Genomic DNA, 14482 nt, shown 5'->3' with positions numbered 1-14482 from the left:
TTTGTAGAGGGTGTGAATGATGTCAAACTGGACTTATATTGTATTGCTGGGAGCGGTTGTAGCCGTAGCTTCGTTATTCCTGCCAAGAAAGCAGCAGGGACAAGAAGCTAAGGACACGCGCAACATGGAAATCGCGCTTGAGCAATTTATGGAGAACACGGAGCTGGACCATCAAGAACTGGTAAAGCTTGTTTCGGTATTGCGGGAAGAGGGAAAACAGCAGTCGGAAGCAGGCAAACAGCGGTTGGCAGAGCTTGAGAACAAATGCCTGCTGCTTGAGCAGCAGCTTGCTTTCCTTCAGCAGCAGCGTCAAAACGATCTATTGATGGCATCGCAAACGAAGCCAGTCTCCGGCATGGCTAAGGCAGCACCGGCGGCAGAGGAGCAGCCACTCGTTGAGCAAGAGCCCGAGCAGCCCGCATCGGGTATTCAGCTTCGTTATCCAGATCTATTTGATTTATATAATCAAGGCAAGTCTATCGAAGCCATCGCAAAAAAGCTTAGTATGAACAAAGGCGAAGTTCAGCTTATCTTGCAGCTGGCCAAGCAGGAGGAGAAGGCTTATGTTTAAGAACCGCTCCTTTATTGCAGGATTAGGTGTCGGCATTATTGCCGGCGCTATTTTGCTGCAGCTGATGCAGATCGGGGACGAAAGCCAGCAGAAGCTTTCGAACGGATTTAACGATGGGGAGCCCAAGCTGTACACGCAGGCGGAGCTGGATGAGAAGCTTGCGGAGGAGAGGGATAAAGCTAGCCAGAATGCGGTTACAACGGAGAAGCCGGCAGCGCAGAAGCCGGAGGAGTCTCCGGTTGTCAAAGCATCGGAACCGCCGGCTGACAGCGGCAAGAATGACGATAAGAAAGCCGAAGAAGCAGCTGCCGAGAAGCCAGCCGCAGCAGCGGTTAAAAGGCAGGTTCGCATTACAGGCGGAATGAACCTAACGGACACCGCGGAGCTGCTGTCTGAGCAGAAGCTGATCTCGGACAAGGATGCTTTTATCAAAGCCATGAAAAATAAACCTGTCCGTGCGGGCTATTTCATTTTTGAAGGGAATCCGACGGTTGCAGACATCATTCGCATTTTGACAAGTCAACCGCTTACCAAATCGGAATTCGAGCAGCAAATGAAGGGTTAGAGACAAACTGCAAAATTTCGACAATCATCTGTTGCACCGTGTAGGCAGATATGTTATATTAATTGACGGTGTTAAAAACACACGCCTATTAATTCCACTAATGGTGCTTCCGGTCGCCGGAAGTTTTAGCGGAAGATGCGATGGGCGGAGGTAATTACTCAAAAACCATAACAGGAGGTGTGTTGAATATGGCGGTTATTTCCATGAAACAGCTTCTCGAAGCTGGGGTACACTTCGGTCACCAAACTCGTCGTTGGAACCCTAAGATGGATCGTTATATCTTCACAGAAAGAAACGGAATTTACATTATCGACCTGCAAAAAACAGTTAAGAAAGTCGAAGAGGCTTACAACTTCGTACGTTCTGTAGCTGCTGAGGGCGGCACTATGCTGTTCGTAGGTACGAAAAAACAAGCTCAAGATTCGGTTAAAGAAGAAGCTGAACGTTGCGGCAACTTCTACATCAACCAACGTTGGTTGGGTGGTACGCTGACTAACTTCCAAACGATCCAAAAACGTATTGACCGTCTGCGTCAACTCGAAAAATGGTCGGAAGACGGTACTTTCGAAGTACTGCCTAAAAAAGAAGTTATCATTCTTAACAAAGAAAAAGACCGTCTGGAAAAATTCCTCGGCGGCATCAAAGGCATGAAAGGCCTGCCTAGCGCGCTGTTCATCATCGATCCTCGCAAAGAGCGTATCGCTGTTGCTGAAGCACGCAAACTCGGTATCCCAATCGTAGGTATCGTTGATACAAACTGCGATCCGGACGAAATCGACTATGTAATTCCAGGCAATGACGACGCGATTCGCGCAGTTAAATTGCTGACGTCCAAAATGGCTGACGCTATCGTGGAAGCTAACCAAGGCGAGCAAACAACTGCTTAATCCGATATAATTGCTACAACAAAGGGTGGTCAGAAGGTGAAAGCCTCTCACCGCCCTTTTTTTGAACGTAAAAACTAAAAATGGAATTTCCAGGAGGGCTAATCATGGCGGTATCCGCAAGCGCAGTAAAAGAACTTCGTGAAAGAACTGGAGCAGGTATGCTCGATTGCAAGAAAGCATTGGACGAAACAAACGGCGACATCACAAAAGCAATTGAATTGCTTCGTGAAAAAGGTCTGTCCGCGGCTGCTAACAAAGCTGGCCGTGTTGCAACCGAAGGCGTAGTTGAATCGTATATCCATGCAGGCGGCCGTATCGGCGTTCTGGTTGAAATCAACTGCGAAACTGACTTCGTAGCTAAAACGGATCAATTCCGTACTTTCGCTCGCGACATCGCAATGCACATTGCTGCAGCGAACCCTAAGTTCGTAAAACGCGAAGAAGTTCCGGCTGAGGAAATCGAAAAAGAGCGCGAGATTCTGAAAGCTCAAGCTCTGAACGAAGGCAAACCTGAAAAAATCGTTGAGAAAATGGTTGACGGCCGTATCTCGAAATACTACGAAGAGTACTGCTTGATGGAGCAATCCTTCGTTAAAGATCCGGACAAAACAATCTCGGCTCTTCTGAACGAGAAAATCAGCGCTATCGGTGAAAACATCTCGATCCGTCGTTTCGTTCGTTACGAACTGGGCGAAGGCTTGGAGAAAAAAGTGGATAACTTCGTTGAAGAAGTTATGGCTCAAGCAAAACTGTAAACCGAACGCACAGGCGGGGCGGGGCGTTCGCCCCGCTCTTTTTTTCTAAATAATAGGATGTTACCTCGCCCGCGAGGTACAAGATGGAGGTAGGGACGATGGGACAGCCTGTTTTCAAAAGAATTGTTCTGAAAGTTAGCGGTGAATCTTTGTCGGGAGACCAAGGCTACGGCATTGAAGCTTCGGTCATTTCGGAAATCGCTGATCAAGTTAAAGAAGTAGTTGCACTCGGTGTTGAAGTCGCTATCGTTGTAGGCGGCGGCAACATCTGGCGTGGTATTGCAGGTACGGCTAAGGGTATCGACCGTGCCACAGCAGACTATATGGGCATGCTGGCGACCGTAATGAACTCTCTGGCTTTGCAAGATGCGTTGGAGCAAATTGAAGTGCCTACTCGCGTTCAAACTTCGATCGCCATGCAGCAAATCGCGGAGCCTTACATTAGACGCCGCGCAATCCGTCACCTGGAGAAAGGCCGCGTTGTAATCTTCGCAGCCGGTACTGGCAATCCGTTCTTCTCGACCGATACAACGGCGGCTCTTCGCGCAGCCGAGATTGAAGCGGAAGTCATCCTGATGGCTAAGAACAAAGTAGACGGCGTTTATTCCGCCGACCCGTTCAAAGATGCTACAGCTGAGAAATACGAAGAATTGACTTACATGGAAGTACTGAACAAGAACCTTGGTGTCATGGATTCGACGGCATCGTCGCTTTGCATGGATAACAATATTCCGCTCGTCGTGTTCGCGATTACCGAAAAAGGGAATATTAAGAAAGTCGTGCTTGGTGAGAAGATTGGTACTATTGTGAGAGGAAGTGCGAAATAATGCCGCAAGCAATTAAGAAAAATGCAGAAGAGCGTATGGAGAAAGCAATCGGTGCTTTGAAACGTGATCTGGCTACACTTCGTGCAGGACGGGCAACGCCTGCTTTGCTCGACCGTGTTCAAGTTGAATATTACGGGGCGCCTACGCCCGTTGCGCAATTAGCGAATATTAATATTCCGGATTCCCGCACGCTGTTCATCCAGCCTTGGGACAAATCGTCGATCGCAGCGATCGAGAAAGCGATTATGAAATCCGATCTTGGCCTTACTCCATCCAACGATGGTTCAGCTATCCGCATCACTTTGCCGCCGCTTACGGAAGAGCGTCGTACTGAGCTTGTTAAAACAACGAAGAAGTTTGGCGAAGAAGCGAAAGTTGCTATCCGCAACATCCGTCGCGATGCGAACGACGACATTAAGAAGCTTGAGAAAACAACGATTTCCGAGGACGAATCCCGTCGCCATCAAGAAGACATCCAAAAAGCAACGGACCGTTTCATCGCGGAAGTTGATAAAGTATTGGTAGCTAAAGAGAAAGAGATTATGGAAGTATAATTGCGCCTACAGCCCCTCCGACAGGTGGGGTTTGGTTTTTTGAATTCCGGGTGGGAGGAACAAACATGATCAGTCGACTTTGGGCTAAACTTGGCAAATCGTCCTCGAATGCGGCTGAACCGTTGGCAGCTGACAATGTCCCGAAGCATATCGCCATTATTATGGACGGCAACGGACGTTGGGCGAAGAAACGTGGACTTCCACGAATCGCCGGCCATCATACCGGTATGAAAACGGTGAAGCGGATCGTGATGGAGGCAGATCGTCTTGGTGTCAAATATTTGACATTGTACGCTTTTTCCACGGAAAACTGGAAGCGGCCCAAAGACGAAGTTGAGTTCCTGATGAAGCTTCCCCAGCAATTTTTGGAAATTGAGCTGGCAGAGCTCATTGAAAAAAACGTTCAAGTTCGCATGATGGGGCATAAGGAAAACCTGCCGTCGTTTACGCTCAGCGCTGTTGAAGAAGCTATTACGAAAACGGCTAATAATACTGGACTCGTACTCAATTTTGCTCTTAATTATGGCGGTCGCAGGGAAATGCTTGAAGCGATCAAAGAAATTGCTGCCGATGTACAGGACGGACGTTTATCGACCGAGCAGATTGACGAACAGCTGCTCTCCAGCCGATTGTTAAGCGGAGACATTCCTGATCCCGATCTGTTGATCCGTACGAGCGGAGAACTCAGGCTGAGTAACTTCATGTTATGGCAGCTAGCTTATAGCGAGATGTGGTTTACGAACGTTTATTGGCCGGAGTTTAATGAAGCTCATCTGCAGGAAGCCATTCAAGAATATCAGCGGCGTGCCCGGCGATACGGCGGTTTATAGCATCGATAACGGAGAGTGACCATCACTTGAAACAGAGAATCATTTGGGGACTGCTTGCCGGCGCAGCATTTGTTGCTCTGCTATTAGCCGGCGGATGGTTTTATGCAGCTGCGCTAGTCTTGCTTGCTTTGCTTGGATTTAACGAATATACGAAGATGAACGGGCACTCGTGGAATGAACCGGCGTCCCTGCTTGGTTATGCAGGCGTGCTTATGTTCGTTTTGCCATGGAAGCTCATGGGCGTAGATTCGCCTTCTTCGATTACCGTTCTATGGGTGCTGGCTTTCTTGCTTCTGGCGGTAACGGTATTCACCAAAAACAAAATAACCATCGACGGCGCCTCGCTTATGTTGTTAGGCGCTTTATATGTAGGTTACGGCTTTAGCGCGATGAATGCCGTTCGCGATCTTGATCACCACGGCATTTTCTGGTCGTTTCTTATTATTACATGCAACGTTGCGTCCGATGCAGGCGCTTATTTCGTCGGGCGGGCGATGGGTAAGCACAAGCTGTGGCCGTCTATAAGCCCTAACAAGACAATTGAAGGTTCTGTCGGCGGTGTTGTCCTTGCGGTAATCGCAGCGCTTATTTTCGCGATCTGCGCTCCTCATATTATCGGCATCGGGACGTCCTTGCTGATCGGCCTTATCGTTGCGGTAGCCGGTCAATTAGGCGATCTCATTCAATCGGCTTACAAACGCGTTCGCAACATCAAGGATTCCGGGTCTATTTTGCCGGGCCACGGCGGTGTTCTCGACCGTTTCGACAGTTGGATTATCGTGTTCCCTTTGTTGATCTTGACAGACTTGATCCCTACATAAACAAAGTGAGAGTGGAATTATCCACTTATGGATAACTTTTAACACGGAGATTCCGACATGTTAATAACGCTTTCCCCGCTCTCCATCTTTTTTTCTTTGGCATTCCGACTTGGAAAGAGTGCCAGTAAGTGTTTGCTCTAGTGTGAGCGGAGCGAAAGTGTCGTGGTGGAGAAACGGAGTGTTCGCCTTTGTCCAGGAATTTCAACCGCTAAGCGGATTGAGAATAAGAAATTCAAGGACAACAGCGATCGGAAGCATGACACTTTCGCGCAGCGAATGCTTTTCATGAGCAAAACAGCATCAAACGAGTTCCAGGAGGAATCCATGAAAAAAATCACCATTTTAGGCTCCACCGGTTCCATAGGCACCCAGACGCTTGACGTCATTGCCAATGATCCGGATCGCTATCAGGTTGTCGGCTTATCGGCGGGCAATAACCTTCAGCTGCTGATTGAGCAGGCCAAGCAGTTTCGGCCTTCGGTGGTTTGCTTGGCTAACAAGGAGTTGGCTGAGCAGGCTAAGCCTGAATTGCCTGCGGGCACGCGAGTCCTGTATGGCGAGGAGGGGCTTGTAGAAATCGCGGCGAATAACGATGCCGATGTTGTTGTAACAGCGATTGTTGGCAGCCGTGGACTTCCTGCAACTCTTGCCGCTATCGACGCGGGGAAAACGATTGCGCTGGCGAACAAAGAAACGCTTGTGACCGCCGGTCATATCGTAATGGAGCGCGCCAGACAAAAAGGCGTCTCGATTATTCCGGTGGACAGCGAGCACTCGGCGATTTTCCAATGCTTGAACGGCGAGGATGTTAAGGCTTTGCAACAGCTTACCCTGACGGCATCGGGCGGGTCGTTCCGCGATCGTACGCGTGAACAGCTGGAAGGCGTATCGGTAGCCGAGGCATTGAACCATCCGAACTGGTCCATGGGAGCGAAGATTACGATCGATTCCGCCACTATGGTGAACAAAGGGCTGGAGGTCATCGAAGCAAGATGGCTGTTTGACGTGACCTACGATCAGATCAAGGTATTGATCCATCCGGAGAGCATTATCCATTCGTTTGTTGAATTCAGCGACAACAGCGTAATCGCTCAATTGGGCTTGCCGGATATGCGGGTGCCAATCCAGTATGCGCTGACTTATCCGAACCGCCGTCCAACTCCGACAGGCCGGCTCGATCTGGCGGCAATCGGGAAGCTGCATTTCCGCGAAATGGATTTTGCCAGATACCCTTGTCTCAAGCTTGCTTTTGACTGCGGCCGAGCCGGCGATTCGGCGCCAACGGTGTTTAATGCAGCCAATGAAGTTGCGGTAGCCCGTTTTTTGAACGGGGAGATTGATTTCTTGGGTATTGAGCGAGTGCTGGAGCGCGTTCTCGAGCGCCACTCGGTAACAGCAGTAAATGATTTGCAGGCTATTGCGGAGATTGATGCTTGGGCTCGTAAAGAGGCTTCAGTCATCTAGCTTTTGCCGTAACCTGCGGTTCTCTTGTATCGTACGGGAGAATAATGATAATCTATGTACAGGCCGTTACGAACAGGAGGCTCGCTATGGAGATGATTCGGGTCATATTTATGACCGTGCTCGTATTTTTTGTCATTGTCACCATCCATGAATGGGGACACTATTTTTTCGCGAAACGCGCCGGGATTTTGGTCCGGGAATTCGCTATCGGCTTTGGGCCGAAGCTATTCTCGATCAAACGAGGCGAAACTCGCTTTACGCTTAGACTCGTGCCCGCAGGCGGCTTCGTCCGCATGGCAGGCGAGGATCCGGAGATTGTAGAGGTTACTGTCGGCCAAACAATAGCCGTTCGGGTGAAGAATAACCAGGTTACCCGAATTTATCTCGATCGCCTGGATGAGCGGAGCGGTGTTATTCGCGGGGAAGTGACCGGTATTGATCTGGAGAAGGATTTGTTCATCACCCTTGACGTTGAAGGGGAGAACGACCGTTTCTCCGTACATCCTACCGCACTTCTCATTTCGAGAGGAAAAGAAACGCAGATCGCTCCGATTGACCGTCAATTCGGAAGCAAGTCGGTTGGCGCTCGCGCCATGTCGATTTTTGCCGGCCCTCTCATGAACTTTGTGCTCGCTTTTGTTTTGTTCATGGCATACATACAACTAGCTGGAACGCCGCAAGGCTTGCTTGTTGATGAGGTAACCAAAGGAATGCCGGCCGAGCAGGCACAACTGCAAAAAGGTGATTTGATCGATACCGTAAACGGCGTCAAGATCGGCACCGATTATGACAAAATGATTGATATTATCGGCGCTTCCGCAGGCAAGCCGATTCAATTGAACGTTATCCGCAATGGAACGCTTGAGCCGATTAAGCTGACTCCGGTAGCGGATGATCAAGGCGTTGGCAAGGTTGGCCTGAGAGCGGCTTACCAGTTCCGCAGCGCCACAGTGGGCGAGACGATCACGGGTGCAGCGAAGCTGATGAAGACGATGACAATCAGTATTTTCGAAGGCTTCAAGAAGATTATCATTGGGGACTTTAAGCTGGATGACCTGGGCGGACCGGTCCGTACAGCGGAAATGACCAGTGAAATTGCCCGCAAAGGGATTACGGATTTGACGTCATGGACGGCTTTGTTAAGCCTGTATCTGGGTATATTCAACTTGCTGCCGATTCCCGCGCTTGATGGCAGCAGGCTAATCTTCCTCGGTCTCGAGGCAGTTCGCGGGCGTCCAGTTAATCCGAACCGGGAAAGCATGGTCCACTTCATCGGTTTTGCCTTAATTATGCTGCTGATGCTTGTGGTGACTTACAATGATATTTTGCGATTGGTACGAGGGGAGCCATAAGTCGGTTATGTCCAAGGATAAACAGTTTGTTACCGAAATTACGCCACAAGGCGAGGATTTTTCTAGATGGTATATCGATGTTATTAAAAAAGCGGAGCTCATGGATTATTCGCCGGTACGCGGCTGTATCGTTTTCCGTCCGGAAGGCTATGAGCTTTGGGAAAATATTCAGCGCGACCTGGACCGCCGTTTCAAGGAAACCGGCCACCGCAATGCTTACTTCCCGCTCTTTATTCCGGAGAGCTTCTTCCAAAAGGAGAAGGAGCATGTCGAAGGCTTTAATCCGGAGCTGCCTTGGGTAACGGAAGCAGCAGGCGAGAAGCTGGAAGAACGTCTGGCTATTCGTCCGACTTCGGAAACGATGTTTGGCCATATGTATGCGAAATGGATTCAATCGTACCGCGATCTGCCGCTCCTTATTAACCAATGGGCAAACGTTGTGCGCTGGGAGAAGCGCACTTTGCCGTTCCTTCGCACAAGCGAATTCCTGTGGCAGGAAGGCCATACGGCCCACGAGACCGAAGATGAAGCTCGCGAAGAAACGATGAGAATGCTGACGGTATACCGCGAATTCGTAGAAGAGTTTCTGGCAATCCCGGTCATTGAAGGGGAGAAGACGCCATCCGAGCGTTTTGCCGGTGCGGTTAACACGTATTCCATCGAAGCAATGATGAAAGACGGCAAGGCGGTTCAAGCCGGTACGTCCCATTATCTGGGCACTAAATTTGCCGTTGCGTTTGACATTAAATATTTGGACCGCGAGAACACCCTGCAATTCGCTCATACCACATCTTGGGGCGTGAGTACGCGGCTGATTGGTGCTATGATTATGGTTCATGGCGACGACCGCGGTCTGGCATTGCCTCCGAAGGTTGCGCCAACTCAAGTGATTATGATTCCGATTGGTCCGGCTAAAACCCGCGATCAAGTAGTTGGCCGGGTAGACGAGCTTTATGCGGAACTGAAAAAAGCCGGCGTACGCGTAAAAGTTGACGACCGTTCCGACGTAAGTCCGGGCTGGAAGTTCAACGAATACGAGATGCGCGGTGTTCCGCTTCGTCTTGAGCTTGGTCCTCGCGATATGGAAAATGGGCAAGTTGTTCTTGTATCGCGCGTTAGCGGCGAGAAACGGATCGTCCGCCAGGATAACCTGATTGCGGAAGTGGAAACGATGCTTGCCGATATTCAACGCGATATGTATGAAAAAGCGAAAAAATTCCGTGAAGATAATTTCTACGATGTAGAAACGCTTGACGAGATGAAAGCTTCGATGGAAGAGAAACGTGGATTTGTATTGGCTGGCTGGTGCGGCTCCGCCGCTTGCGAGAAGCAAGTGAAGGAAGAGACTGGCGCAACAAGCCGCAATATTCCGTTCGAACCGGAGAAGAAGAAAAGCAAATGTCTCGTATGCGGTGATCATGCGGAGCACACGGTCGTATTTGCACGTGCCTACTAAAAGCATCGATCGGATTGGATCGTACAGGAGTGATTGATTGCCATGAGCCAAACCGGAGACAACCGGCAGCGCTTTGAGCTGCTTATGCAGCAAGCGGGGCTGCCGCTCGAAATTATAAATTCCTATTACAAAGACGGTTACATCGAGCAAGTCATTGTAGGGAAAAGCAACAGAAAATGGACGTTTTGCATTCGCAAAACGTCTTTAGTTCCTTATAAAGCGTTTATGGCTTTAACACAAGCCGTAAACATGAAGTTCGCTCATATAGCCGATACTTCCTTTAAGCTTATTTATGATGATGCCGTTCCGTCGGCAGACATTGCACGGGAATATTGGCCTTTGTTCCTGGAATGGGTACAGCAGGAAAACGCTTCGGTTAACGGCTGGCTAAGCAAAGCCGGCATGGAGCCGACAGACGAGATGATTACCGTATCGCTGCTGGATGGCATGGGGCTGGAGCTGGCGAAGAAGAAGAAGATCGACGAAGCGATAAGCAGCTTTTACGAACGCACCTTCAGCCGTAATTACCGGGTTAAGCTGGAGGTTGGCGAGCAGGTCAGACAGGATGCTTACGAGGAGTTCCAGCAGAAGCGGGATCAAGCGGAGAGGGAAGCCGTCATTCAGATTATGGAGAGCGTTGCTGAGTCGAATGAGGCAGAAGGCGATGAAGAGCCTGTCAAACTGGCAATGGGCTATGACATACGCGATGAACCTACTCCGCTTATGAATATCCGGGAAGAAGAGAAGAAAGTTACGGTTCAAGGGGCTGTATTTGGGCTTGAGGTGAAGGAGCTCCGGAACGGTATGACCTTGTTCACCTTTAACGTAACGGACTTCACCGATTCTATGGCGATGAAGATGTTTGCCAAGAATAAGGAAGATGTGAAAATTCTCAACCTGCTGTCGAATGGCAAATGGGTGAAGGCGCGCGGCAAAGTTGATTACGACCGCTTTATGCAAGAGCCTGAACTTGTGATGATTCCTAATGATCTCCAGGAAATCTCTTCGCCGCCAGAACGTAAAGACAATGCGGAAGAGAAACGCGTTGAATTCCATCTTCATTCCACCATGAGCGCGATGGATGCGGTAACCCCGATTGGCGAGTACGTGAAGATGGCAGCCAAGTGGGGACATAAGGCGATCGCGATTACGGACCACAGCAATATTCATTGTTATCCGGAAGCATTCAAGGCTGCAAAGAAAAATAACATCCAAGTTTTATTCGGCCTTGAAGCCAATGTTGTAAATGACGCGGTACCGATGGTACTAAACGCAAGAGAAGACCAGCTTGCTTCTGCCGTCTATGTCGTATTTGATATTGAGACCACAGGCTTATCTATTATTAATAATAAAATTATCGAGCTTGCTGGCGTAAAAATGCAAAACGGCAAGGAGATTGACCGGTTCTCCACCTTTATTAACCCGCACGAGAAAATCCCTTATCATATTCAGCAGCTGACAAATATCAATGATGATATGGTCAAGGACGCGCCGGAGCTTGAGCCGAAGCTTCGCGAATTTGTCGAGTTTATAGGGGATTGCATTCTGGTCGCCCATAACGCAAGGTTTGATATCGGATTTATTCAAGCCAATCTCAAGTCGATCGGTATGCCGGAAATCACGAATCCCGTGCTTGATACGCTGGAGCTCGCAAGATTCCTTCATCCAACCCTTAAGAATCATCGTCTTAATACGTTATCCGCGAAATATAAAGTTTCTCTCGATAATCATCACCGTGCCGTAGACGACTCCGTTGCTCTCGGCGGCGTATTGTATGGCCTTATCAATGATGCGGCAGAACGCAATATTACCGGTCTTCATCAATTAAATGATTATGTTGGTCTGGACATCTCCAATTCCCGGCCATTCCACTGCAATATTTACGCATTAAATGCTGCCGGCAAGAAAAATTTGTTTAAGATGGTGTCGATCTCACATACCGAGCATTTCAAGCGTGTTGCTTGTATTCCGAAGAGCAAGCTTGTTGACATGCGTGAAGGTATTCTTGTGATTTCCGGTTGCGAGAAGGGTGAATTCTTCGAGACGGTTCTTAATAAATCTTATGAAGAAGCTCTTGAGGTTGCCCGGTTCTACGATGCGCTAGAGATCCAGCCTGTTGACTTCTACATGCATCTTGTAGATAAAGGTCTTGTGGGCAGCCGTGCCGAGATTGAGCAAGCCATGCGCCGTATTTGCGAGATCGGGGATGAGCTTGGCAAGCCTGTTATCGCAACGGGTAACGTCCATTATTTGAATCCGCGGGACAAACTATATCGCGATATCGCTATTCACGGTATTACCGGATTTAGCCCGCTCAAGGATATACGGAAGCCGGACGCCCATTTGCGGACGACCGACGAGATGCTTCGCGAATTTGCCTTCCTCGGAGAAGCGCGAGCCTACGAAGTCGTAGTCAAGAACACAAACGAACTTGCTGACCGGTTTGAGCCGTTCGAAATGTTCCCGGACAAGTTGTTCACCCCGATTATTGAGGGTGCGGAAGAAGAAATCCGGAGCACATGTTATAACACAGCGAAATCCATGTACGGCGAAGATCTCCCGCAGGTTGTTATCGACCGGCTCGAGAAGGAACTTGTACCGATTATCAAATTCGGTTTCTCCGCCAACTATTTGATTTCGGAGAAGCTCGTTAAGAAGTCCAATGCCGACGGATATCTCGTAGGTTCACGGGGTTCGGTAGGTTCTTCCGTTGTTGCGACGTTCCTTGGCATATCCGAGGTAAACCCGCTGCCGGCGCATTATTTGTGCAAGAACTCGGAATGCCGGCATAGCGAATGGTTCCTGGACGGCAGCGTCCCAAGCGGATTTGACTTGCCGGATAAGAATTGTCCGAATTGCAATATGCCGATGAAGGGCGAAGGACAGGATATCCCGTTTGAGACCTTCCTTGGTTTCAAGGGCGATAAAGTTCCCGATATCGATCTTAACTTCTCCGGTGAATACCAACCGACGGCGCATAACTTTACCAAGATCATGTTCGGCGACAAATGCGTATTCCGTGCCGGCACAATCGGTACGGTAGCCGAAAAAACCGGATACGGCTTTGCGCGCAAGTATGCCGAGGATCACAGTAAAACATGGCGCAGCGCGGAATTGGCACGACTTGCTTCCGGCGTAACGGGCGTGAAGCGGAGTACAGGCCAGCATCCGGGCGGTATTGTTGTAGTTCCGGACTATATGGAAGTCGAAGACATTACTCCGGTGCAGTACCCGGCGGATGACGTAAACGCGGAATGGAAGACGACTCATTTTGATTATCACGCCTTTGAAGCCAACTTGCTGAAGCTTGATATCCTGGGGCACGATGATCCGACCATGATGCGGATGCTTCAGGATTTGACGGGCGTAGATCCTACAACCATCCCGATGAACGATCCGAAAGTTATGAGCATGTTCAATTCGACCAAGGCGCTAGGCGTATCGCCGGAGAAGATCCGTACGCCGGTTGCAACATACGGAGTACCGGAGATGGGTACGAAGTTCGTCCGCCAGATGCTTCAGGAGACGCAGCCGTCGTCGTTTGCCGACTTGCTTCAGATTTCAGGATTGTCGCATGGTACCGGGGTATGGCTCGGCAATGCGCAGGAGCTGATCAAGAAAGGCACTTGCAACATTAAGACCGTTATCGGCTGCCGTGACGATATCATGCTGTATCTGATCTATAAAGCGGGTATGGATGCCGGACTTGCCTTCAAGATTACGGAAAGCGTACGTAAAGGCAGAGGCCTTACGCCGGAATGGATCGAAGAGATGAAGCGCTGCAAGGTGCCGGCGTGGTACATTGATTCTTGTCTGCGGATTGAATACATGTTCCCGAAGGCACATGCCGCCGCTTACGTTATTTCCGCTGTTCGAACCGCCTACTTCAAGCTGTATTACCCGATTCAGTACTATGCAACGTACTTCTCGGTTCGCGCGGAAGACTTTGATCTCGAGCTGCTCTGTCAGGGCTACGATGCCATTCAGAAGAAAATCATCGAAATCGAAGAAAAGGGCTTTAATGCCACGACCAAAGAGAAGAACAGTATTTCCTTGCTGGAAATGGCTCTTGAGATGACAGCCCGCGGCTTCTCCTTCAAACCGATCGATTTGTATCGTTCGGATGCAACGAAGTTTATCGTTGACGGGGAAACGCTGATTCCTCCGTTCTCGGCCATTGCCGGTATTGGCGAAAATGCCGCGCGCAACATTGCGGCTGCCAAGGATGACGGAGAGTTCCTGTCCATCGAAGATTTCCAGCAGAGATCCAAGGCAAGTAAGACGATTATCGAGGTATTAACGGGCATGGGATGCTTCCGCGGATTGCCGGAATCCAACCAGCTGTCCTTGTTCTAGGCATGGGATGTTAGAAAACATTTCTTGTCACCCCTATGCGGTTA

The 14482-nt window shown here is 49.6% G+C and carries 12 protein-coding genes; all 12 read left to right on the top strand.

Translation table 11 applies throughout. The annotated features are described in order from the left end of the window. Window positions 1–16 precede the first annotated feature (16 nt). Window positions 17–571: a DUF6115 domain-containing protein gene (locus tag WFJ73_RS06390; protein ID WP_336772249.1), complete on the top strand. Its 555-nt coding sequence runs from the start codon at window positions 17–19 to the stop codon at window positions 569–571. Next, on the top strand, window positions 564–1136 hold the full coding sequence (locus WFJ73_RS06385; protein ID WP_336772248.1) for a hypothetical protein: 573 nt from the start codon (window positions 564–566) through the stop codon (window positions 1134–1136). The genes WFJ73_RS06390 and WFJ73_RS06385 overlap by 8 nt, the downstream gene beginning before the upstream one ends. Before the next feature lie 188 nt (window positions 1137–1324). Then, window positions 1325–2023 carry a 30S ribosomal protein S2 gene (gene rpsB, locus WFJ73_RS06380; RefSeq protein ID WP_015844998.1) on the top strand — a complete coding sequence of 233 codons (699 nt, stop codon included), beginning with the start codon at window positions 1325–1327 and terminating at the stop codon, window positions 2021–2023. Window positions 2024–2127: 104 nt separating this feature from the next. Next, entirely contained in the window at window positions 2128–2778 is a 651-nt protein-coding gene (tsf, locus tag WFJ73_RS06375) for a translation elongation factor Ts (protein WP_015844997.1), read from the top strand. A 98-nt stretch (window positions 2779–2876) separates the two neighbouring features. Next, complete coding sequence (gene pyrH, locus WFJ73_RS06370; protein WP_015844996.1) at window positions 2877–3605, top strand: UMP kinase; 729 nt, start codon at window positions 2877–2879, stop codon at window positions 3603–3605. Further along, window positions 3605–4159 carry a ribosome recycling factor gene (frr, locus tag WFJ73_RS06365; RefSeq protein WP_336772247.1) on the top strand — a complete coding sequence of 185 codons (555 nt, stop codon included), beginning with the start codon at window positions 3605–3607 and terminating at the stop codon, window positions 4157–4159. Before pyrH ends, frr begins: the two co-directional genes overlap by 1 nt. Window positions 4160–4224: 65 nt before the next feature. Then, complete coding sequence (locus WFJ73_RS06360) at window positions 4225–4989, top strand: isoprenyl transferase (RefSeq protein ID WP_336772246.1); 765 nt, start codon at window positions 4225–4227, stop codon at window positions 4987–4989. 26 nt (window positions 4990–5015) lie between these two features. Beyond that, window positions 5016–5810 (top strand): phosphatidate cytidylyltransferase, encoded by a 795-nt coding sequence (locus WFJ73_RS06355; protein WP_336772245.1) that lies wholly within the window; start codon window positions 5016–5018, stop codon window positions 5808–5810. 324 nt (window positions 5811–6134) lie between these two features. After that, the gene (locus tag WFJ73_RS06350) at window positions 6135–7274 is read left to right on the top strand and encodes a 1-deoxy-D-xylulose-5-phosphate reductoisomerase (protein WP_336772244.1); all 1140 of its coding nucleotides are present in this window, start codon (window positions 6135–6137) and stop codon (window positions 7272–7274) included. An 86-nt stretch (window positions 7275–7360) separates the two neighbouring features. Next, window positions 7361–8626, top strand: coding sequence for an RIP metalloprotease RseP (rseP, locus tag WFJ73_RS06345; protein ID WP_336772243.1), 1266 nt, complete (start codon window positions 7361–7363; stop codon window positions 8624–8626). Between the two features lie 7 nt (window positions 8627–8633). After that, window positions 8634–10082: a proline--tRNA ligase gene (gene proS, locus WFJ73_RS06340; RefSeq protein WP_336772242.1), complete on the top strand. Its 1449-nt coding sequence runs from the start codon at window positions 8634–8636 to the stop codon at window positions 10080–10082. A gap of 42 nt (window positions 10083–10124) precedes the next feature. After that, complete coding sequence (locus WFJ73_RS06335; protein WP_336772241.1) at window positions 10125–14438, top strand: PolC-type DNA polymerase III; 4314 nt, start codon at window positions 10125–10127, stop codon at window positions 14436–14438. Window positions 14439–14482: the final 44 nt, after the last annotated feature.

This window comes from Paenibacillus sp. MMO-58 (genome assembly GCF_037146255.1).
Lineage (GTDB): Bacteria > Bacillota > Bacilli > Paenibacillales > Paenibacillaceae > Pristimantibacillus.
Note: the sequence above shows the minus strand (reverse complement) of the source record. Positions and strands in the feature narration are given on the sequence as shown.